The 20,241-nt window shown below is 58.8% G+C and carries 19 protein-coding genes and 1 pseudogene; 13 read left to right on the forward strand and 7 right to left on the reverse strand.

Annotation, left to right across the window (positions count from 1 at the left end):
* Window positions 1-67: 67 nt before the first annotated feature.
* Complete coding sequence (locus ACILSR_RS24620; protein ID WP_395752465.1) at window positions 68-538, forward strand: redoxin domain-containing protein; 471 nt, start codon at window positions 68-70, stop codon at window positions 536-538.
* Window positions 539-626: 88 nt separating this feature from the next.
* A complete protein-coding gene (locus ACILSR_RS24625) occupies window positions 627-1,046 on the forward strand; it encodes a secondary thiamine-phosphate synthase enzyme YjbQ (protein ID WP_395752466.1) in 420 nt (139 codons plus the stop codon).
* A gap of 43 nt (window positions 1,047-1,089) precedes the next feature.
* Here the strand turns inward: ACILSR_RS24625 and ACILSR_RS24630 are convergent, their stop codons facing one another.
* The 5 genes from ACILSR_RS24630 to rpmJ form a co-directional block, all read right to left on the reverse strand.
* Entirely contained in the window at window positions 1,090-1,389 is a 300-nt protein-coding gene (locus tag ACILSR_RS24630; RefSeq protein ID WP_395752467.1) for a gamma-butyrobetaine hydroxylase-like domain-containing protein, read from the reverse strand.
* 86 nt (window positions 1,390-1,475) lie between these two features.
* Window positions 1,476-2,090: a 30S ribosomal protein S4 gene (rpsD, locus tag ACILSR_RS24635; protein ID WP_395731179.1), complete on the reverse strand. Its 615-nt coding sequence runs from the start codon at window positions 2,088-2,090 to the stop codon at window positions 1,476-1,478.
* 27 nt (window positions 2,091-2,117) lie between these two features.
* On the reverse strand, window positions 2,118-2,666 hold the full coding sequence (gene rpsK / locus ACILSR_RS24640) for a 30S ribosomal protein S11 (protein ID WP_395752468.1): 549 nt from the start codon (window positions 2,664-2,666) through the stop codon (window positions 2,118-2,120).
* Window positions 2,667-2,699: 33 nt separating this feature from the next.
* Window positions 2,700-3,074: a 30S ribosomal protein S13 gene (rpsM, locus tag ACILSR_RS24645; RefSeq protein WP_395740251.1), complete on the reverse strand. Its 375-nt coding sequence runs from the start codon at window positions 3,072-3,074 to the stop codon at window positions 2,700-2,702.
* Between the two features lie 32 nt (window positions 3,075-3,106).
* Window positions 3,107-3,220, reverse strand: a complete 114-nt coding sequence (gene rpmJ / locus ACILSR_RS24650; RefSeq protein ID WP_133796336.1) for a 50S ribosomal protein L36 — start codon at window positions 3,218-3,220, stop codon at window positions 3,107-3,109.
* A gap of 172 nt (window positions 3,221-3,392) precedes the next feature.
* Between rpmJ and ACILSR_RS24655 the strand changes: the two genes are divergently transcribed.
* The 4 genes from ACILSR_RS24655 (at window position 3,393) to ACILSR_RS24670 (ending at window position 7,244) form a co-directional block, all read left to right on the forward strand.
* Window positions 3,393-4,049, forward strand: coding sequence for an SGNH/GDSL hydrolase family protein (locus ACILSR_RS24655; protein WP_395752469.1), 657 nt, complete (start codon window positions 3,393-3,395; stop codon window positions 4,047-4,049).
* Window positions 4,046-5,071, forward strand: coding sequence for a quinone-dependent dihydroorotate dehydrogenase (locus ACILSR_RS24660; protein ID WP_395752470.1), 1,026 nt, complete (start codon window positions 4,046-4,048; stop codon window positions 5,069-5,071). The genes ACILSR_RS24655 and ACILSR_RS24660 overlap by 4 nt, the downstream gene beginning before the upstream one ends.
* A gap of 43 nt (window positions 5,072-5,114) precedes the next feature.
* Window positions 5,115-5,357: a CDGSH iron-sulfur domain-containing protein gene (locus tag ACILSR_RS24665; RefSeq protein ID WP_395752471.1), complete on the forward strand. Its 243-nt coding sequence runs from the start codon at window positions 5,115-5,117 to the stop codon at window positions 5,355-5,357.
* 90 nt (window positions 5,358-5,447) lie between these two features.
* Entirely contained in the window at window positions 5,448-7,244 is a 1,797-nt protein-coding gene (locus ACILSR_RS24670) for a thioredoxin family protein (RefSeq protein ID WP_395752472.1), read from the forward strand.
* Between the two features lie 316 nt (window positions 7,245-7,560).
* Here the strand turns inward: ACILSR_RS24670 and ACILSR_RS24675 are convergent, their stop codons facing one another.
* A complete protein-coding gene (locus ACILSR_RS24675) occupies window positions 7,561-11,223 on the reverse strand; it encodes an ATP-binding cassette domain-containing protein (protein WP_395752473.1) in 3,663 nt (1,220 codons plus the stop codon).
* A 656-nt stretch (window positions 11,224-11,879) separates the two neighbouring features.
* Window positions 11,880-12,467 (reverse strand): hypothetical protein, encoded by a 588-nt coding sequence (locus ACILSR_RS24680; protein ID WP_395752474.1) that lies wholly within the window; start codon window positions 12,465-12,467, stop codon window positions 11,880-11,882.
* Between the two features lie 795 nt (window positions 12,468-13,262).
* Here ACILSR_RS24680 and ACILSR_RS24685 point away from each other — a divergent pair.
* The 7 genes and pseudogenes from ACILSR_RS24685 to ACILSR_RS24715 all read left to right on the forward strand — a co-directional run.
* The gene (locus ACILSR_RS24685; RefSeq protein ID WP_395752475.1) at window positions 13,263-14,618 is read left to right on the forward strand and encodes a sigma-54-dependent transcriptional regulator; all 1,356 of its coding nucleotides are present in this window, start codon (window positions 13,263-13,265) and stop codon (window positions 14,616-14,618) included.
* Between the two features lie 340 nt (window positions 14,619-14,958).
* The gene (locus ACILSR_RS24690) at window positions 14,959-15,303 is read left to right on the forward strand and encodes a hypothetical protein (RefSeq protein WP_395752476.1); all 345 of its coding nucleotides are present in this window, start codon (window positions 14,959-14,961) and stop codon (window positions 15,301-15,303) included.
* Between the two features lie 62 nt (window positions 15,304-15,365).
* A complete protein-coding gene (locus tag ACILSR_RS24695) occupies window positions 15,366-16,211 on the forward strand; it encodes a ferredoxin family protein (RefSeq protein WP_395752477.1) in 846 nt (281 codons plus the stop codon).
* 108 nt (window positions 16,212-16,319) lie between these two features.
* A complete protein-coding gene (locus ACILSR_RS24700) occupies window positions 16,320-17,165 on the forward strand; it encodes a toll/interleukin-1 receptor domain-containing protein (RefSeq protein WP_395752478.1) in 846 nt (281 codons plus the stop codon).
* Window positions 17,166-17,226: 61 nt separating this feature from the next.
* Window positions 17,227-17,697, forward strand: a complete 471-nt coding sequence (locus tag ACILSR_RS24705) for a hypothetical protein (protein WP_395752479.1) — start codon at window positions 17,227-17,229, stop codon at window positions 17,695-17,697.
* A 420-nt stretch (window positions 17,698-18,117) separates the two neighbouring features.
* Window positions 18,118-19,389: a polysaccharide pyruvyl transferase family protein gene (locus ACILSR_RS24710; RefSeq protein ID WP_395752480.1), complete on the forward strand. Its 1,272-nt coding sequence runs from the start codon at window positions 18,118-18,120 to the stop codon at window positions 19,387-19,389.
* Window positions 19,390-19,558: 169 nt separating this feature from the next.
* Window positions 19,559-20,241: pseudogene (locus ACILSR_RS24715) on the forward strand (hypothetical protein); the annotation flags it as partial.

Below are 20,241 nucleotides of genomic sequence, written 5' to 3' on the forward strand. Positions count from 1 at the left end.
AGTCTGGCCTTGATGTCCGTACTCCTGGCCACCCGGCCTGAACGCAACCCACACCCACACAACCTCCATGGCACTCCCCGTCGGTTCCAAAGCTCCCAGCTTCACTCTGAAATCCAAATCCGCCTCTGGTCTCAGCGATGTTTCGCTGCCCGCCGGCAAGAACACCGTCCTGCTCTTCTTCCCCCTCGCCTTCACCGGCGTGTGCACTCAGGAACTCTGCGACATCACCGCCGGCCTCGGCTCCTACAGCGACCTGAACGCCGAAGTCATCGGCGTCAGCGTGGACAGCCCCTTTGCTCAGGAAGCCTGGGCGCAGAAGGAAAAAATCGGCATCACTCTGGTGAGCGACCTGAACAAGGAAACCACCAAGGCCTACGAAGTGCTCTTCCCTGGACTCGCAGGCATCGGCGACACTTCCGCCCGTGCGGCCTTCGTCATCGACAAGAGCGGCACCATTCAATACTCCGAACAGACCGCCACTCCAAAGGATCTGCCGAACTTTGAAGCCGTGAAGGCCAAGCTGGCCGAACTGGCGTAATCCGCACATCTCGGCGAAAATTCAGATGCCATGTGATGATGAGTCACATGGCATCTTCGTATCTATCCCCAGCATCCCCTTCTCTCCCATGGCCGCCCACGCTGAACAGTTCTCGCTTTCCACTCGTGGCAAAGGCACCTACGAAATTACGGATCGCTGCCAGGAAATCGTGCGCACCAGCGGCATCCGCACAGGCATGGCCACGGTTTTTGTGCAGCACACCAGCGCCAGCCTGGTGATCTTTGAAAATGCCGATCCCTCAGCGCGCACCGATCTGCACAGTTTCTTTGATCATCTGGTGCCGGAAGACACACCGTATTTCGTCCATACTTATGAAGGCCCGGACGACATGCCAAGCCACCTGCGCATGGCGCTGACTCGAACCTCCGAAGTCATTCCTGTGGTCAACAGCCGCCTCGCCCTGGGCACTTGGCAGGGGATCTTCCTCTTCGAGCACCGCCGGGCGCCGCATACGCGCAGCATCCTGGTGAGTGTAGTGGGAGAATGATCAATAGGTCGCCTAGGTCCTATAAGACCTGTTCAAGCCCCAATCATTCCACCCCATCCAAAGCCCGCAAGTAGTCGAAGGTATATAGCCCGGTGTTGTGCCCGTCGCTAAAATCGAACTGAATCGCGTATCCTCCCACCATGCGCCAGTCCTTCACGGTGACGCCGGGAAAGTGCTTTTGATCGGTGCCGCCGATCTTCTTGCCCAGCAGATCGCGCTCCCCAGTATTTTCGGCGCTCGGCGAGGCAGCCCGGAGCTTTTCCATGGGGATGTACTGCTCGGTGCCATCGTTCCAAACGAGGGCGACTTCTTTGCCGATGAGTTCGAGGCGGGTCGGGGTCATGGGGAAAGCTTAAGGGTGCTGGATGGAAAAGCAAAAGGGACGCTCGAAAGCGTCCCTTTTGAGAATTTGAAGCTGATCCGGAAGGATTAGCGGGAGTAGAGTTCGACGACGAGCTGCTCGTTGGCGATCGGGTTGATCTCTTCGCGCACTGGCACGCGGTTGACCACACCGCTCATCTTGTCGCGATCAACAGTCATCCAGTCGGAAGCAGGAGTGCCCTGGGTCATTTCGAGGAAACGACCGACAAGCTGCTGGCTGCGCTGGCTGCTGGCGCGGGCGGCGACGACGTCACCGGGCTTCACCTGATAGCTGGCAATGTTCACGACCTTGCCGTTCACAGTGATGTGGCGGTGGCTGACGAGCTGACGGGAAGCGAAACGGGTGTTGGCGAAGCCCATGCGATACACGACGTTGTCGAGGCGCAGTTCGAGCATCTGCAGCAGGTTCTCACCGGTCACGCCCTTGCGGCGCTGAGCTTCTGCGAAGAAGCGGCGGAACTGCTTTTCCATGAGGCCGTACTGATAGCGCAGCTTCTGCTTTTCAGCGAGGGCGGTGCCGTACTCGGAAGTCTTGCGGCGGGTGTTGCGAGCGCCGTGCTGTCCTGGTGGGAAATTGCGGGTTTCGAGGGATTTGGAGGGACCGAAAAGCGCAATGCCAAAGCGGCGATTGATTTTTTCGCGAGGACCAGTGTAGCGAGCCATAGTAGGTGGTAGAAAAAAGCTGAGAGATTAGACGCGACGGGCTTTCGGCGGACGGCAGCCGTTGTGCGGGATGGGGGTCACATCCTTGATGGTGGTCACTTCGACACCGAGGGCCTGCACGGCACGCACGGCGGACTCACGACCGGAGCCTGGGCCGCGAAGGCGGACTTCAGCTTCACGAAGACCATGGCCCATGGCCTGGCGGCAGGCGTCCTGAGCAACGACCTGGGCGGCGTATGCGGTACCCTTACGGGAGCCACGGAAGCCCATCTTGCCAGCGGTGGACCAGCCGATCACGCCACCAATACGATCAGTGATCGTGACGATGGTGTTGTTGAAGGTGGCATACACATGGACGATGCCCTGGGAAACGTTCTTGGAGCCCTTGGCCTTGACGACCTTCTGCTGCTCGGCGCTTTCGCCACCGATCTCGAGCCAGACGCTCTGGGAGACCTGCTTGTCACCACTGGTGGAGGGACGCTGTTCTGCGGGTGCGGCAGGAGCAGCAGGGGTTGCAGGTGCGGCAGGAGCAGGAGCTGCTGCGGCAGGTGCGGCGGGGGTCGTTTCGTCAGCCATGGTGTGTAGAACGTGCTTTGCTTAAAATTCAGATTACTTCGCCTTCTGAGCACCGACGGTCTTACGCGGGCCTTTACGGGTGCGGGCGTTGGTGTGGGTGCGCTGGCCGCGCACTGGCAGACCACGACGATGACGATGGGCGCGGTAGCAGTTGATGCCCAGGATGCGCTTCATGTGCATCTGCAGCTCACGACGAAGGTCGCCTTCGATCGGAATCTTCATCGCCTGAACGGTCTGCGTGATCGCGGCGATCTGTTCATCGCTCAGCTCACCTGCACGGATGTTGGGGTCAATGTTGGTGGCCGCAAGAATCTTGCGGCTGACAGGAAGACCAATGCCGTAGATGTAAGGCAGTGAGTATTCGATTTTCTTTTCGTTCGGGATTTCGACTCCAAGCAGGCGTGCCATAATTCAGTGAGTTGGGATTTAAAAAATGAGGATCAACCCTGACGCTGTTTGTGACGTGGATTTTTGCAGACAACACGGACAACACCTTTGCGGCGGATTACACGGCAAAGTTCGCAGAGAGGTTTAACGGAGGTACGGACGCGCATACAGGAGTAGTAAAAGAGGGTGAGTCGGGGGGAACTCAAAACCCCGCTTTTGGAGCGGGGGGCAGGATGTCTAACACAGACGAAAAGGCGCGCAAGCTGGATTTTGATGAGTTATTCACATTTGTTGAGACCAGTTGCCCCGGCCTCAGGCCACGCCAAACATGCCAGCCTGATGAAAAACATCCTTTGCTTTGGCGATTCAAACACCTGGGGCTTCATGCCCGAAAGCATTTCCGCCCCCTTCCCCGAACGCCACCCTCATAACGTACGCTGGACAGGCATTCTGGCCGCCGAACTCGGCACCAGCTTCCGTGTGATCGAAGAAGGCCAGAACGGCCGCACCACGGTGCATGACGATCCCTTCGCCCTCGCACGCAACGGCAAAGCCGTCCTTCCCGCGATCCTGGAATCCCACAAGCCGCTGGATCTCGTGGTGCTCATGCTCGGCACCAATGACCTCAAAGCCGTTTATGGCGTATCCCCCGGGGAAATCGCCGCCGGAGTCAAAATCTTGGCCCAGATGATCTTGGGCAGCGATTCAGGCATCGGCAACAAAGCCCCCAAACTCCTGCTTCTCTGCCCGCCTGCTGTCGGCGATCAGCTGCACCTGCCGGATGTGGCCGCGAAGTTTCCCAACGGGCAAAAGGACAGCCGCAAACTCCCCAAGTATTATGAGGCACTCGCCAGCTCACTCGGCTGCGGCTTTCTCAATACCCAGACACTGATCGAGCCCGGCAGCGATGGCATTCATTTGGATGCAGCAGCCCATGGACGTCTCGGCAAAGCCGTGGCAGCGCTTGTGAAATCCATTCTTCCGCCAGACGCATGACCTTGATCGAATCCTTTTATCCCGTTCTTAAACCTTGGCTGTTCAAGCTCGATGCCGAGCGGGCGCACACGTTTACAGTGAAGATGATGATCATCGCGCATCGTCTTGGCATGCTGAAGTCCGTGGTCAGCGGCACGCCGCAATCACGCGATGTGATGGGCCTCACTTTTCCCAACGTTCTCGGACTCGCCGCAGGCATGGACAAATCGGCCAGCGCCGTGGAAGCCTGGGGCTCACTCGGCTTTGGCAGCGTGGAAGTCGGCACGCTCACGCCTCGGCCACAGCCCGGCAATCCGAAGCCACGCCTCTTCCGTCTGCCCGAGCATGAGGCCCTGATCAATCGCATGGGCTTCAACAATCCCGGCATTCAGTCCGCGGTGAAGAAGCTCGAAAATCGCCGTACCAAAGCCGTTGTTGGAGTGAACATCGGCAAAAATTTCGACACACCAAATGAGGACGCCGTGAAGGATTACCTCATCTGCCTCAAGGCCGCCTATCGCGTGGCCGATTACATCGCCGTCAACATTTCCTCCCCCAACACCAAAGGCCTGCGTGATCTGCAGGCCGAGGGAGCCGTGCGCGAACTGATCGCTGCTTTGAAAAACGAACAGGCTGCACTGAAGAAAGAACACGGCAAAACCGTGCCGCTGCTGGTGAAGATCGCCCCCGATCTCAATGACATGCAGATCGAAGCGCTCGCCCGTGTCTTCAATGAACAGCACATCGACGGCGTCATCGCCACCAACACCACCATCGATCGCACCGCCGTCGCCGGCCATCGCCTCGAGAAAGAAGCTGGCGGTCTCAGCGGCGCCCCCGTGCGCGAGCGCTCCAACCTTGTTCTGCAGGCCTTCCGCATGCTGCTCAAGGAGCAGATCCCGATCATCGGTGTGGGCGGCATCGTCCACGGCACCGATGCAAAAGAGAAGATGAAAGCAGGCGCCTCGCTCGTGCAGGTGTACAGCGGTCTCGTCTATCGTGGCCCAGCCCTTGTGCGTGAGGTGCTGGAATCGGTGATCTAGGCACCTCCTTGACGCCCACTCTCTCCACTGCCAAGCTTCCCCCATGGAAACACCACTTCCCAAAATCCACGATAAACAACCCGTCGCTGTCGAACTGCCTGCTGGAGACCATTGGTGGTGCGCCTGCGGCTTGAGCGGACATCAGCCGAACTGTGACGGCAGCCATAAGGGCACCGGATTTGGACCGAAGAAGTTCAACCTGCCCGAGGCGAAGAAGGTCTGGCTGTGCAACTGCAAGCACACCAAAAACCCGCCCTTCTGCGATGGCAGCCACAAGACGCTCTAAGCCGTATTGACATATTCGTTCTGCATAACGCGCCGTGATGGGAATAACCCGCCCGGCGCGTTCTCCTACCTGCCAATGAAGTCTCCCACCATGAAGTCCCTGCTCATCCTCTGCCTGTGCCTGCTCGCCCTCCCTGCCTTCAGCCAGAGCATTCCGTTTGATCCTCTCGGGTTGGGTGGCGGCGGCGAAAAAAAGGGACCGGTCGCCGCCAAGTTGACTTCGGAATCCACCACCGCCGCCCCCGAGACTGCGCTGCAGGTCACAGTGAAGGTGGAGATCGAAAAAAACTTCCACATCTACGGCAAAAAGCTGCCCCCCGAAGTCGTCGGCAAGCCAACCAAACTGATCTGGACGCTGCCTGAAGGTTGGAAGGCCGAGGATCTCCCCTGGCCTGCCGTGCATGCCTTTAAAGCGGTCGATGGCTCCCCCAGCGAGGGCTACGAAGGCACCGTGGAGCTGCCTGCAAAGATCATCCCAGCGGCAAATGCTGCCGTTGGCTCCAAGGTGGATATTCAGGTGAAGGTGGACGGCCTCGTCTGCGATGACAAATCCTGCCTGCCTTTCACGGAAGAAGCCGGGATGAGCGTCAGCATCGTCGCGCCCAGCGCGGAAAAAAAAACGGCTCCCGTAGCCGTAATCCCTGAGGCCGCGCCGGCGGCTGACGCGGCCCCGCAGAGCTTTCTGTTCATCATGTTTTCCGCCTTCGTCGGCGGCCTGATCCTGAACATCATGCCATGCGTGTTTCCTGTGCTGGGCATCAAGGTCGTCAGTGTCGTGCAGCAGGCAGGCTCGGATCGCAAAAAAGTCGTGCTGCATGGCCTTGTTTACACCCTCGGCATCCTTCTTTCCTTCTGGGTGCTTGGCGCCCTCGTGGTTGTCCTGGGCAAAGGCTGGGGGACTCAGTTGCAGTCTCCGAGTGTCAATTACTCGCTCGCCGCCTTCTTCCTCATCTTCGGCCTGAATATGGCGGGCGTCTTCGAGATCGGTGCCTCTGCTGTGGGGGTCGGAGCCAACCTGCAGGCAAAGCACGGGTTCGGCGGATCCTTTTTCTCCGGCCTGCTTGCCACCGTTGTCTCCACTCCCTGCTCCGCTCCATTTCTGGGCACCGCGCTTGGCGTGGCGGTCAAGCTTCCCGCACCACAGGCCATGCTGCTGTTCACCTTGATCGGTCTCGGCCTTGCCAGCCCCTTCCTGCTGCTTTCTGCGTTTCCAAAGCTCGTTTCTGCCCTGCCACGTCCGGGCGCTTGGATGGAAAGCTTCAAGCAGGGCATGTCTTTTCTGCTCTTCGGCACCGTCATTTACATGTTGTGGGTGCTGACTGGCATGATCGATGGCCTTCCCCTGCTCTTTCTTATGCTCGGCCTCGTGCTTGTGGCGCTTGGCTGCTGGATTTACGGACGCTGGTCCCTGCCTCACAAGCCGGCAGGCACACGCGCCAAGGCTGTCTTGCTGACCCTGCTCGCGGTCGTCGGAGGACTCTCACTCGGGTGGCCGCATCCAAAAGTGGAGAAAAACCAGCCGAAAACCGTGTTTGAATTCGGCCTCATGTGGGAGCCGTGGACGGAGGCTTCGGTTCAGGATTATCTCACCAAAGGAAAACCGGTCTACATCGACTACACCGCCAAGTGGTGCCTGACCTGCCAGGTGAACAAGCGCGTTTACTTTGATGAGAAGCTTCAGGCCCTCTTCAAAAGCCTCGGCGTCGTCACAATGCGTGCTGACTACACCAACGAGGATGAGATCATCAAAAAATCCTTCGAAGCCCTCGGTCGTGGCGCCATTCCGGTGAACGTCCTCTACATCCCAGGTGAAAAAGCACCGCTGCTCCTGCCCGAACTGCTGACGGTGGAGAATGTCACCGCCGCTTTGAAGAAAGCGGCCAGGTAAGTGTCTCCGGCCCCGCCGCGCCAACCTGAAATCAAGCGTCTTGCGGTCCGGCCGCATGGTTGAATGATGAGTTCTGTCCGGCCACCCCACGGAACTCATCACCATGAAACTCGCATTCGTTGTTGGCGTTCGCATTCTCTGCAGTCATGCAGTGGCTTAGCAGATCGAGGTGTCTGCCCACGCGTTTATGGACGATGAAGCGGATGCTTCCAACGCACGGTGGAAGAAATTGCGCCAGAAGGCCGGTCTCGTTTACACTTCGGAACCCGACGCCGCCTGCTACGAACAGCTCCCGGGCAGGTAAAAAGCCGCCCTCCTACACCTTCGTCAGCTGTCTCCTCAAGCTGATCTCCACCGCGGTAATGATGAGCGCCAGGGAGAAAAGGATGACGATGCTGTTGATCCAAAGCGTGTTGTACTTGGTCCCCAGGTAGGTTTTACGTGTGCCAAAGAAGACGTTAGGGCTGGCTTTGCGGCGGTAGTCCTCACGCTCCATCTCGGCCTTGGTCACCAGATCGAGAACCTTGCGGTTCACGTAGATTTCCTCGGCGCTCACGCCGTCGTTTTGCTGCAGCATGCTGTCGAGCATCGGCGGCTCGATGCGGCCGCTGAGCACGGCATCCCGGATGGAGCCGAGACGTTTGGAGATTTCCCGAGGGTTTTCGGCATAGAGTCCTGACACGACCGCCAGCGACTGCTTGGTCAGCTCCAGTTCATGACGCTGCCTGTCGCTCATGTCCGCCCCGGAGGGTGGCAGCAGCGACTGGATGCGTTCGTCCAGAAAGTCCTGGTTACGCGTCAGCGGGTTCAGCTTGGACTGCGAGATGACCATGCCCTCGTAGGACCAGCGCAGCGGCATGAACTGGCAGATGAAGGGCACCTTGAGCTTGCTGGCGTTTTCCTCGTCATTGCCAGATTTCTTGAGCCATTTGCCCACGGAGTACACGAGGTCCAGGTTCTTGTTCATCTCCTCGTACTTGATCAGCGCCCCGCCGAGAATGATCTGGGGAATGAGCAGCAGCGGAATGGCATTCACCGCCGTGCGGTTGTCACTCACGATGCTGGAAATGAACAAGCCCAGACACACGCCTGTGAGCGAGGTGAGGAACATCCACCATAGGTGAATCAGGAACATGTCCCGGATCTCGAGCACCCAGTTGCCGATGAGCAAATAAATCACGCACTGCGCGAGCGCAAAGGTGGAGAGCGAGATGATCTTGCCGCTGAGGTAGTAAAAGGTGCGCAGGTTGTGGTTTCGTTCCCGGCTAAGCGTATGGCGGTCTCGGATGATTTCGTCGGCGCTGTTGGTCAGCCCGAGGAACATCGCCACCACGAGACTCATGAAGAGGTAAGTCGGGATGTGGAAGGCCGTGGCAAAGGTGTAGTGCTTCTCTTCTGAATACTTCAGCACACTGGAGATGAGCCAGGCGAGCAGCGGGGCTTCGAGAAGGGTCGTCAGAAGGTTGGTGCGATTGCGCAGCTTGCTGAGAAAGGCACGCTTCAGCAGGGTGAAGAAGAGAATGCTTTCCTCGCGAAAGGTATGCTTCGGCGGCTTGGGAGTGTTTCGCATGCGGCTGGCGCTCTGGCTCTCATCCCTCTTTGGCCTTGCGATGAGGCTGGTGCTCCCCGGCGCCGCCTTCTGTTTGGCCATGCTCTCCATGATGAGATGCCGCTGATACGAGTCCCGCCAAAAATTCGGCGGGAAACGCCGCGCCGCCACCAGATGTCCGTCCGCGCTGCGCTCATGGATGATGTCCCCGCTGATGTCTCGCAGCGGTGTTTCGAGCACGTCAAAAACAAAGTCCGGCGTAAGCTTGTCCGGCGGCTGCGCATCCGCATCGCCAGCCTGGCCCGTTTCCGTATGGTACACACGCCAGAAATACTCGATCATGCCCTGCGGCGTGCCGAAGTAGGCCAGCTTTCCGCCCTTGTCCAAAAGCAGCGCCTTGTCGAACATCTGCAGCAGGCGCGAGCTCGGCTGATGAATGGAGGTGATGACGATTTTGTTGCGCGCCAGACTGCGGATGATCTCCAGCACATGCTCGCTGTCCTTGGAGGACAGGCCGGAAGTCGGCTCGTCGAACAGATACACGTCCGAAATGCCGATCATGTCGAGACCGGCGTTGAGACGTTTGCGTTCACCACCGCTGAGAAACTTCTGCTGCGGTGTGCCCGCCAGCCGGTCGCGCAGATCGGCCAGGCCGAGTTCCGCCAGCTTCGCGTCCACCCGTTTGCGCCGCTCTTCCGTTTTCAAATGTGGGCAGCGCACCGCCACGGAGAAATCCAGATTTTCCTGCACCTTCAGCAAAGGATCAAAGGCATCCTCCTGCGGAATGTAGGCGATGTAGGGCGTGAGATTGTGCAGGTTGTCGTACAGCGCCATGCCATTCATCAGCACCTCGCCGCCCTTGGGCTTGAGCTGGCCGCCGAGGATGCGCAGCAGCGTGCTCTTGCCGCAGCCGCTCGGCCCCATGACGCAGATCATTTCACCACGGCGGGCCAGGAAGCTCACGCCATCCTGCGCCGTGTCACGTCCGTCAAATCGGTGGCTGAGCTCCCGCACTTCGATCTGCCGCACCGTATTGCGCTCCTCTTCAATGATGCGGTCTGCAAAATGGCAGCGCAGGTACTGCCCCTCCCCCAGCGTTATGGTGTCGCCATCATTCAGCGTGATGCGGTCACGCACGGGAATCAGACCAATGTAGAGCGGTCGCGAGGAACGCAGCACTTCCAGCACCCCGGTTTTCTGCGCGTAGTTGCACTCAATCCGCAGCAGGATTTCACCATCGGTATCCTCGGAGAGCAGAATGTCCCCTTCATCCAGCAGCTCGGGCTTGTTGGAGACCAGATAGGTATTGCGGCTGCCCTCCAGTCGAAACTGGCCGCCAAACTCCTGCGCTCGCACGCGCAGATCCCGCAGTGCGATCTCCACCTCCCCGTGCGCGATGATGCTGTCTTCAATGCTTGCCTCCACCACCGTGCCACTGCTCAGCAGCACTCCGTTCAGCGTCGCTTTGGTGGTGCGCAGCGCCTCCACCGTCACGCCCAGGCCAAAGCTCAGGCGCAGGTTGGTGCCGCGTGTGCGCTGCGGAGCTATCTCCGCGCTGCCACTTTCGGTCAGCGTCAGGTAGATCTGCGTTCCTGACAGCGTCTTCTTGGAATTGAAGTACGTGATCAGGTCGTTGTAATCCAGCGTCACATCCTCCATCACCACGCGCTCGCCTGGATACAAACGCGAAAACTCACCCGGCGGCTGCCGGCGGCTGCGCACCAGAATGGAAATGCTGCCCGTGTTTTTCAGCAGCACCAGATTTTGAAAGCGAAACGCCACCACCGAGCAGTCATCCGAAAGCGAGCGCAGTAGCACATCGCAGTTCTTCGTGGCGCCGATCCGCAGCGTGTCCAGTGGCTGGCCGCCCTTCGTGGAAAACCCCTCCTCCGGCGGCTTGTCCCCCGCATTGAGCTGATAAACGATGTCGATGGCTTGGGCGGCGATGCCCAGATTCGTCATGAACAGATAGAACTCCACCATCTGCCGCTGATTCTGCTGCGCACGGGAGATCAGCAGGTACAGCTGCACGCCGAGGAGGATCTTCTGCTCTTGCGTGAGCTTGTGGCTGAGCTCCTTGGCGCGCTGTGTCAGGTCCTGCGGCTCCTGCAGCGCCTCAAAGTAAAGGCGGCGCATGTCGGCATAGATCGCCTCGGGGTAGTCATACCGCAGGTAGCCCAGGCTGGACTCGACTTCCTCCTCTTCAATGTTGCCGTCCAGCTTGCTGAATGCGGCAAAGACCTCGATCAGCACCGGCAGCATGGTATTCGCCGTGGCAGCCGCAGCCGCAGACACCTGCGGCTGCCCGTTCCAAAGATGTGACCACCTGTCCGGCGACCACCAGGGCAGCGCTGCCGGGTCAGGCTCTCCGTTCGCAGCAATCTGCGAGTTTGGGGCGAACTTTTTGACGAGTTTTTTGACCAGGCTCATGCGGTGAATGTCTTGGCAGGCCGTCTGAGGTCCTGTCCGGCGGTGCCGACTATGGAGTTCGTTTGCACAAACACAACAAACGAGAAGCGAATGCCTCCTTCAATGCGCACAAAAAAGCGGCCCGGTTGCCCGAGCCGCCTTTCACAGATTTATTTTCCAATCCGCACCCGCTCACACGCTGCGGTCACGAGGCTGACCTTCGCGGCCGCGTTCATGGTTTGCCGGAGGAGGACCATGAGGGCCCGGTGCGTGGTTCATTTGCGGTTGCCCCTGACGACCGTGCTCATGGTTCATGGGCGCCGGACCGCGAGGACCTGGCGCATGATTTACCGGTGGCTGCGCTTGCGTCTCATGCCCATGGTTCATCGCCACAGGCCCGCGCGGGCCATGCTCATGATTGGAGGGTGCTGAGCCGTGATGGCCCTGTCCGCCTTGCCCAGGAGGACCGAAGTTTGCGACGTCCCTCGGTCCTGGGCCCCGGTCGTGCTCGCCCCCACGTCCGCCTTCATGCTGTGGCGAATTCATCGGACGCCCAAAATTCTGTGGGCCCGGACCACGATGCTCTCCACCACGCTGCGCTCCAATCTGCTGCGGGCCGGGTCCACGATGTTCCCCTCCACGCATGCCATCATGCTGGGGATGATGAGGTGCCCCCCCTACGATCCCCTGCGGGCCAGGCCCCCGATGCTCACGCCCACGTGGTGCGCTATTGTGCGGACCAGGTCCGCGATGTTCACCACCATGTGGCGCGCCAAACTGCTGCGGACCAGGCCTGGGTTGCTCACCACGACGCTGAGAACCAAACTGCTGCGGACCAGGTCCATGATGACGTCCACCACGGTGCGCTCCAAAACGCTGGGCCCCCGGTCCATGATGCCGTCCACCACGCTGCGCTCCAAACTGCTGCGGGCCGGGTCCGCGATGCTCTCCACCACGCTGCGCTCCAAACTGCTGCGGACCAGGTCCGCGATGCTCTCCACCACGCTGCGCTCCAAACTGCTGCGGACCAGGTCCGCGGTGCTCGCCACCACGCTGCGCTCCAAACTGCTGCGGACCAGGTCCGCGATGCTCTCCACCTCGTTGTGCTCCAAACTGCTGCGGACTAGGTCCGCGATGCTCTCCACCACGCTGCGCTCCAAACTGCTGCGAGCCGGGTCCGCGATGCATTTGCCCCTCACTGGAGCCCGGGCCTTGGGGATGTCGGCCTGCCTCTGGGCGCCCCGCTTGCGCCTGATTGTCCCCATGTTGGCGGTGCTGCGGGTTGCTCTGTGGCTGCGGCTGGGCGTCGCCTTGCGGACGGCGTTGGCCATCTCCCTGCTGGCCATCCATTGGAGGGCGGCGGAAACCGTCGCGACCCGGTCCGTTATCAGGATTGCGATTTCCCGAATTCGGGGGATTCACCGGACCACGCTGCCCGTCACGCATGCCTTCGGGGCGTGGGCCACTGTTACTCGGCTGGGCGTCCGGGCGACGCTGAGGAGCCGGCGGTGCGCTCGGTCTCGGCGCTGCTGCAGGCGGTGGCGCGGCCTGAGGCAATGGCGAGGGTGCAGTAGCGGCCGGAGCCTGAGGTGAAGCGGGTGGCTGATCCGCAGGCTTGACGTCCTGCGCTTGCAGCGCCGCAGCAGTGAGAGTGAGGGCTCCCCAGAGCCATGTAATACGGTTGGATTTAGATGTCATGTGAAAGTCTTGTTTAAGTTGACTACAAAGGGTAAAACACGGCTGAATACCAAGAGTTTCCCTGAAAATAGACTTTATTTTCCTCTTTGCTGAATTCAAACCGCGAAAGAAGAACCCCCGCCTTGGCGAAATGTTTCGCCGCCAATGATCCCGTGTGGGAATCCAAGGATTGAACGCCTTCCTCCTTCTCTCCGAGGAGACCAAAAGCATCCACCTGCAGGGTAGAGCAGGTTGCCAAAAGCAGGACAAAACACCTCATGCACCCCGTCATTCTCCTTTTTGAGAATCTTAAATTGACGCAATCCTGAGAACCGTTTAGCTTAATTAACAATCAACCATGCCTCTCACTTTACGATAATAATATGGCTAAACTAGTAATCATAGACGACGAAGCCGCCATTCTGGAACTCATGACCAAGCTTTGCAAAGCGGCCGGTCATCAGGTTTTCGGCTGCACCACCGGCATTGACGGCATCGCAGCCATTCGTTCCAACCAGCCCGACCTCGTCATCGTGGACCTGCGCATCGGCGATGTAAACGGCCTCGACCTCGTCAGCATGTGCCGCGATCAGTTTCCCAGCACCGCCGTCATCATGGTCACCGGCCACGGCAGTGTCGAGACCGCCGTGGAGGCCATGCGTCTCGGTGCATTCGACTACCTCACCAAGCCATTCGACCTCGGGGATCTCATCAAAACGGTGAACCAGGCCCTGCAGCGCAACGGCATCGCCGCCGCCACTCCTACCAGCATTCCCAGCGCCACGCTCCGCTCCGCTTCAGCATCCAAGCTCATCGGCCACAGCGAAGCCATCCAGCGCATTTTTGACATCGTGCGTCGCGTCGCCAACAACGACAGCCCCGTCCTCTTGGAAGGTGAATTCGGCGTCGGCAAGCACATGGTCGCCCGCGCCCTGCACGAGGCCAGCCGCCGCAGCAGTGCTCCTTATAAGGAGCTTCAGTGCAGCGCCATGCCGGAGGATGCACTGGAAACCGAGCTTTTCGGCCAGACCGCCATCTTCAATCGCGTCTCAGGCGGCACCATCCATCTCGCCGAGGTGAATCAGCTCCCAGCCCGCATCCAGGCCCAGCTCAATACCTTTCTCGACGAAGCCCAGTCCAAGAAAGGCTGGGGAAACAGCTCCAACGCCGCGGATTTCCGCCTCGTCGTCTCCAGCACCACATCCCTCGAAGATGCCGTGAAGGCCGGCAAGTTCCGCGAAGACCTCTTCTACAAGCTCTCCGTCGTCCCCCTCAAAATCCCGCCGCTTCGCGAGCGCCGCGTGGATGTCCGTCCCCTCGTCGAGCACTTCCTCAAAGACCTCGCCGACCGCACCGATGCCAAGCCCAAGACCATCGACACCAGCGCGATCGAATTCTTGGAAAAGTACACCTGGCCCGGCAACGTCTCCGAGCTGCGCAATGCCATCGAGCGCGCCTGCGCCTTCGCGGAAAACGACCGCGTCCGCCCCTCCGACCTGCCAGCCAAAGTCACCCAGCAGATCGAAGTGCCTACCCCCTCCACCTCTGAGGGCATCACCAAGCTCCCCATCGGCTCCACGCTGGATGATTTCATCAAAGGCCAGGAGCGCGCCTTCATTCAGGAAACCCTCAAGTACAACAGCGGCTCCCGCGAAAAGACCGCCAGCATGCTCGGCGTCTCCATCGCAACCCTCTACCGCAAAATGGGCCTCAACGTCGAGCGCAAGACCACCTCGTAGCGCTCGGAAAAAAACATTCAGTCAGGGCATGAAGCCGGCCTCCGGGTCGGCTTTGTGTTTTTCAACGAACGACAAGGCGCCATTTGGAGTGTGGTCGCGCAGCGAAGAATGAGCGCAGCTGCCGCTTTCCGCAGGCGGGCCAGCAAGCAAACGTGATCTAACGCTCGAAAGCGCAGCCACCGTTTTCAGCAAGCCTCTTTGATTTTTTGAATTCTTTCTCTGCGTTAACCGAATCTCTGCGGTGTTTCAGACCGTTCAGTGTTCTCATCCAACATCATTTCCGAAGGTTGCAGAGCCCCTTCCCTGCGCCCACAATCACGCTCCACTTTTTTCACTGCTTTTGAGCACCTCCGCCACCATCCTCTACTGCCGCTGCGCCTACGCCCAGGTCGTTCCTTCCGGCGTCAAAAACGAAGTCCTGCAAAAGCTCTGCGACTCCAGCGCCAGCTTTGAAACCGTCTCCGACCTCTGCGAAATGGCCGCCCACCGCGATCCCCGCCTCCAGGCCATCGCGTCCTGCGGCAGCCTCCGTATCGCGGCCTGCTACCCCCGCGCCGTCAAAGGCCTCTTCCAGCAAGCCGGCTCCCCCCTCCCCGCCGATACCGAGATCCTCAACATGCGCACCCAGACCGCCCAGGAAATCGCCGACGCGCTTCTGAGCGCCGCCCCTGTGACCGCCGCCTGATCCTTTGACCATTTCTTGACGCCCCCTTGACCGTCTCTTGACCCCTTGACCTTTTCAGAGCCATGATCACCCACACCCACCGCCCCCTCCGCGTCGTCCTCTACGAAGGAAATGGCAGCATCCAGCTTCCCGCCGAGTCTCGTGCCAAGGTCATGATGGCCCTGCTCGACAAAGGCTACACCGTCACCCGCAGCGGCCAGGGCGCCAGCGCCCCTGCTATGCCACATGACGAGCGAAACCTCCTCGTGCTCGGCGCCTTTGAAGGCAAAGCCCCCGCGCTGGAAGACGCCACAGGCAAGATCACCATCGACACCTGCGACATCACCGGCCTGGAGCCCGACGCCATCGTTGCGCTGGTGGACAAATCCCGCGGCGAGAAAACCATGAACGAACCCGGCAAATGGAAGCCCTGGTTCCCCGTGATCGACTACTCCCGCTGCACCAACTGCATGCAGTGCCTCAGCTTCTGCCTCTTCGATGTCTATGGCGTCAGCGAGGACCACAAGATCCAGGTGCAAAACAACGACAACTGCAAGACCAACTGCCCCGCCTGCTCCCGCGTCTGCCCCGAAGTAGCCATCATGTTCCCCAAGTATCAGGCCGGCCCCATCAACGGCGACGAAATCAATGAGCAGGAAGCCGGCCGCGAAAAGATCAAAGTGGACATCTCCTCCCTCCTCGGCGGCGACATCTACTCCGCCCTCAAAGACCGCAGCGCCGCCGCCAAATCCCGCTTCAGCAAAGAACGCAGCCCCGACAAAGCCCTGGATGAACGCAAAAAATGCGGAAGAGATTTTGAAGAAGGCGGAGATTGCGAAAGCGAAGGCTGCTGCGGCGCTGGCGGCGCAGTAAGATGGGAGAGTTTAGTGGTCGCCGAACCACTCTCACGAAGTGTGTTTAAAAAATGAATTCTCACCCACCTCCAGGAAGGATGACTTGACGACATCTGAATTGTGCCCACGCATACGTTTATGGAACATAGTTTACCTGTGTCATTTCTGAGCCGAGCAGCTGACGTGATCGCTGAAACTTATAAAGGGCTCACGGGGCCACAAATTCTATTGCACTGCAACGCTTTTGCTGTGGATCACAATGTGGACATTCCACATGCGACATATCCATTTCAAGCCTCGAACAAACGGACAGCGCTAATTGAAAATCTGCGGGCTTTCCCGGCACATCTTCAATACAGGCTCTTGATGGAATTGTGCGACGATTCAAGGCTTGCTGAAAACGAACCAGTGCAAAAATTTCAAGCATTGCTTCAGCAACGCTATTCACATTTGGGTAACCCAATATCGAGCGAAGTGGGGAATGCGGCAGTATTGGCTCCTCATTCCATTGATTACTCACCCCATGGCATGCCCACTGTCACCTTTATTCCGGAGCCTCCTGAAATACCCTCTAGGCCGTACGACATTTTTCTGTCGTATTCACACGCTGATGAATCTTTGATGAGCCTAGTGCGCGAACACCTTGTTCTATACGACAGAATGAGCAAGATTCGCAAATGGTGGGACCGCAAGCTTCTCGGAGGCTCAACTGTAAAAAGTGAAATCACAAGTTACCTAGCTTCATCCGATATAATCCTGCTTTTTGTGAGTTCCAGTTTCCTAGCTTCTGACTATTGTTACGATATTGAGATGAGGCAAGCACTCGATCAGCACGCAGCAGGGCGATCAGTCGTTGTTCCGGTTATACTCCGGCCCTGCGGTTGGATGGAAGCGCCCTTTGGTCATCTTCTGGCGCTCCCGACCGACGGGAAGCCACTCACAACTTGGTCCAACCAAGATGAAGCCGCCAAAAGTGTCGCGGATGGCGTAATGCGCATCGTGGCGAATCTACAGCGCAGGCAGGAATAATTTTTGAGGTGAAAATTTGCCACTGAAAAGCATGTGGCCTCTCATACAAACGAAACAGAATATGACACAGAACGAACTGGACACACAAAGCATCAACCAGCTTCATTCCGTGGCGCTTGAGATGAGCAAAAGTTGCTTCGAACTGAAGAAACTGTGTGCGACAGTCCTCGGTTCTTCCATAACCCTGATTGCAAGTTTCACCAAGCAGTCACTTGATCCATCACTATTTGTTGGCGCTATGATGGTGATCGCTTTCTTCTGGATCGCGGATGCTCAGAGTTACTATTATCAAGAGAAGGTCCGTATTCGCATGAAGGATCTCCAGGATGGCATCCAATCCAGGAGTGCAGGTTCCAGACTTTTAGATGGCGTAGGCATGCCGATCACCACAGAGCGTGCAACTCGCTCACATCGGCAGCGAGTTTTCCATGCCGCCTTCAACTGGTCAATGACATTTTATGGCGGCCTGACTGCCCTTGTAGTAGTCGTCTCCGCACTTTATCACTTCCAAATTATAGCGTCCAAGCCATGAGAGCCTTTGTCAGTTATACGCTCCGGGACGGCTACATCACTCGAGGGGTTCTTAGCGATCTCATGATCCACCTTGAGCCATTTTGTGAGCCCTTTATTGATTTGCTTTGGCATCCCAGAGGCGGTCATCAATGCACTCTTTTTTCAGCGCTTCGTCAAGCGGATGTCTTTTTTTTGATTTCGTCACCATTTATCATGCAATCCCCTTGGGTGTGTCTTGAGTTAGCTGCGGCTCGGCAGTTACGGATTCCAGTCGTAACCATAAAAAAATATTACACGACAACAATAAAGAACATGCAGGCTAAAGAGTCTTATAGCCACACTGCGAAACATTCTCTTTGGTGTCACTCGCACACCTTATACGATCCAAGTTACATTTTGAAGGCACCTTCCGCACCTTTATTCTCTATCTAGCTACCCCATGCCTACCCGCCGATCCTTCCTCCGCACCTCCGCCCTCGCCCTCGGCTCCCCTGCCCTCTCCACCTTCGCGCAAACCGCCACCTCCCCGCAGAAAACCGTCCTCCTCCACTGCGGCTGGGCCACGAAGAACATCGGCGATATCGGCCACACCCCAGGCACACTTCGCTTTCTGGAGCAATATCTCCCCGAAGCGAAAGTCATCCTCTGGGCCGCGAACACCAATGAGGCGGTGGATGCGATGCTGATGAAGCGCTTTCCCAAGCTGGAGATCGTGAAGGGCTATCTTTCCAAAGAGGGTGAAGCGGTGCAGCAGGCCATCAATCGCAGCGACTTCTTCCTCCAAGGCCCCGGCATGGGCCAGAGCACCGACTTCATGATCTACTGCCAGAAGATCGGCAAGCCTTGGGGCTTGCAGGGTCAGTCGTACTTCCCGGACATGGTCACCGGCAAGGATGCAGACAAGCGCATCGCGCTGCTGAACAGCGCCGCTTACATCTACTGTCGCGATTCCAAAACACTCAAGCTCCTCCAAGACACCGGCGTCAAACCACCCGTCCTCGAGTTCGGCCCCGACGGCTGCTTCGGCATCGACGTGCGCGATGAGGCGAAAGCCTTGGCACGCATGAAGAAGCACGGCCTGGAAGAGAAAAAGTTCATCACCATCCAGCTCCGCACCCACACCCCCACCAGCCCGGGCGTGGATGACAAGCGCCCGCAGAAGCTCAACCCGCTGCACCCCACCCCGGAAAACATCGCCGACGACACCCGCCGCGCGAAAGTCTATCAGGACCTTATCGCCATGTGGGTCAAGGAAACCGGGTTCAAAGTCGTCATCGCCCCCGAGGCGCGCAAGGAGATGGAGTACAACAAGAAGTTCATCTACGACACCCTGTCCGACGATCTGAAACCCTACGTGGTCAACTTCGACGAGTTCTGGAACGTGGACGAAGCCTGCTCCTTCTACGCCCGTGCCCACACCGTCATCTGCCACGAGCCGCACACACCCATCATGGCCCTGGCCAATGGCACGCCGATGATGCACACCTTCTCCGAGTTCCACTCGCCCAAGTGCTGGATGTTCAAGGACATCGGCCTCGAAGAATGGGCCCCCGAATTCGACTCCACGCCCGCCACCAAGATGTTCGAGATCCTCATGAGCATCCACAAAGACTACCCCGCGGCTCAGGCCAAGGTCAAAAAAGCGATGGCCTTCGTGGAAGAACGCGCCGCGTCGCAGATGAAGGTGCTCAAGGGCGTGATCAAAGCCTGAGGATCCACCTTGGCTTGGGGGGCTTACGTTGCGCCCAGCCGCCCTCTGCCCCCATAAGCCCGCCCCAAAACCGGACCAAAAGCATCCATAACCCGTTAATTTTGGACACAAATTAACCTTGTAGGGAGGTGGGGCTACCGCGTATATAGACTATTAGCCCATTACCGCAATGAATCCTCCGCCTCCAGGAACGCCGCAGAATCCGCCACCACCAGGAAACCCAGGTGCCACGCAGCCGTTGCCTCATGGTTATCCGCCTCCGCAGGGCTATCCGCCGCAGATGCCCGGCTATCCGCAGGGCTATCCACCTCCTCAAGGCTATCCGCCACAGATGCCGGGCTACCCGCAGGGTTACCCCGCACCCCAGGGCTATCCGCCACAGATGCCCGGTTATCCTCAGGGCTATCCGATGCCCCAGGGTTATCCCCCTCAGGGCTACCCGGCGCCCCAAGGCTATCCGCCTCAGATGCCCGGCTATCCACCAGGATATGTGCCGACGATGCCCATGCCGGCGATGATGCCTCCGCCCGCTCCCTCCACCGGAGCCGTTCCGGCCGCCCCCAAGCCCGCCAGCGCTGCCGTCCCTGTTGCCATGCCCGTGCCTGCGGTGCCAGCTCCAGCATCCGGAGTTTCGCCCGTGATGCCCGTGCCGAGCGCAGCCATCGCCGTTTCTCTAGAAGGGACCGACGACGGCCCTGTCCCCGTCGTGGCAGAGCACCACGAGGGAGAGGTTTACCATCCCCCGGCGCTCACCCACATCGAAGTGGGGCCGCCGCCCAACAAGTTCGTGCAGATGTGGCGCAAGGCCGGTGCCAGCTCCCTGCTTCTGAGTATCCTCGTGCACGCTGGTCT

It is taken from the genome of Prosthecobacter sp. (genome assembly GCF_044222565.1).
In the GTDB taxonomy this organism is placed as follows: domain Bacteria; phylum Verrucomicrobiota; class Verrucomicrobiia; order Verrucomicrobiales; family Verrucomicrobiaceae; genus Prosthecobacter.

Excerpts from the sequence above, each read along its gene's own strand:
- rpsD (WP_395731179.1), bottom strand. The coding sequence starts at position 2,090 with ATGGCTCGCTACACTGGTCCTCGCGAAAAAATCAATCGCCGCTTTGGC.
- rpsK (WP_395752468.1), bottom strand. The coding sequence starts at position 2,666 with ATGGCTGACGAAACGACCCCCGCCGCACCTGCCGCAGCAGCTCCTGCT.
- ACILSR_RS24620 (WP_395752465.1), top strand. The coding sequence starts at position 68 with ATGGCACTCCCCGTCGGTTCCAAAGCTCCCAGCTTCACTCTGAAATCC.
- ACILSR_RS24625 (WP_395752466.1), top strand. The coding sequence starts at position 627 with ATGGCCGCCCACGCTGAACAGTTCTCGCTTTCCACTCGTGGCAAAGGC.
- rpsM (WP_395740251.1), bottom strand. The coding sequence starts at position 3,074 with ATGGCACGCCTGCTTGGAGTCGAAATCCCGAACGAAAAGAAAATCGAA.
- ACILSR_RS24660 (WP_395752470.1), top strand. The coding sequence starts at position 4,046 with ATGACCTTGATCGAATCCTTTTATCCCGTTCTTAAACCTTGGCTGTTC.
- ACILSR_RS24670 (WP_395752472.1), top strand. The coding sequence starts at position 5,448 with ATGAAGTCCCTGCTCATCCTCTGCCTGTGCCTGCTCGCCCTCCCTGCC.
- ACILSR_RS24695 (WP_395752477.1), top strand. The coding sequence starts at position 15,366 with ATGATCACCCACACCCACCGCCCCCTCCGCGTCGTCCTCTACGAAGGA.
- ACILSR_RS24675 (WP_395752473.1), bottom strand. The coding sequence starts at position 11,223 with ATGAGCCTGGTCAAAAAACTCGTCAAAAAGTTCGCCCCAAACTCGCAG.
- ACILSR_RS24705 (WP_395752479.1), top strand. The coding sequence starts at position 17,227 with ATGACACAGAACGAACTGGACACACAAAGCATCAACCAGCTTCATTCC.
- ACILSR_RS24685 (WP_395752475.1), top strand. The coding sequence starts at position 13,263 with ATGGCTAAACTAGTAATCATAGACGACGAAGCCGCCATTCTGGAACTC.
- ACILSR_RS24630 (WP_395752467.1), bottom strand. The coding sequence starts at position 1,389 with ATGACCCCGACCCGCCTCGAACTCATCGGCAAAGAAGTCGCCCTCGTT.
- ACILSR_RS24680 (WP_395752474.1), bottom strand. The coding sequence starts at position 12,467 with ATGGGGACAATCAGGCGCAAGCGGGGCGCCCAGAGGCAGGCCGACATC.
- rpmJ (WP_133796336.1), bottom strand. The coding sequence starts at position 3,220 with ATGCGCGTCCGTACCTCCGTTAAACCTCTCTGCGAACTTTGCCGTGTA.
- ACILSR_RS24655 (WP_395752469.1), top strand. The coding sequence starts at position 3,393 with ATGAAAAACATCCTTTGCTTTGGCGATTCAAACACCTGGGGCTTCATG.
- ACILSR_RS24665 (WP_395752471.1), top strand. The coding sequence starts at position 5,115 with ATGGAAACACCACTTCCCAAAATCCACGATAAACAACCCGTCGCTGTC.
- ACILSR_RS24710 (WP_395752480.1), top strand. The coding sequence starts at position 18,118 with ATGCCTACCCGCCGATCCTTCCTCCGCACCTCCGCCCTCGCCCTCGGC.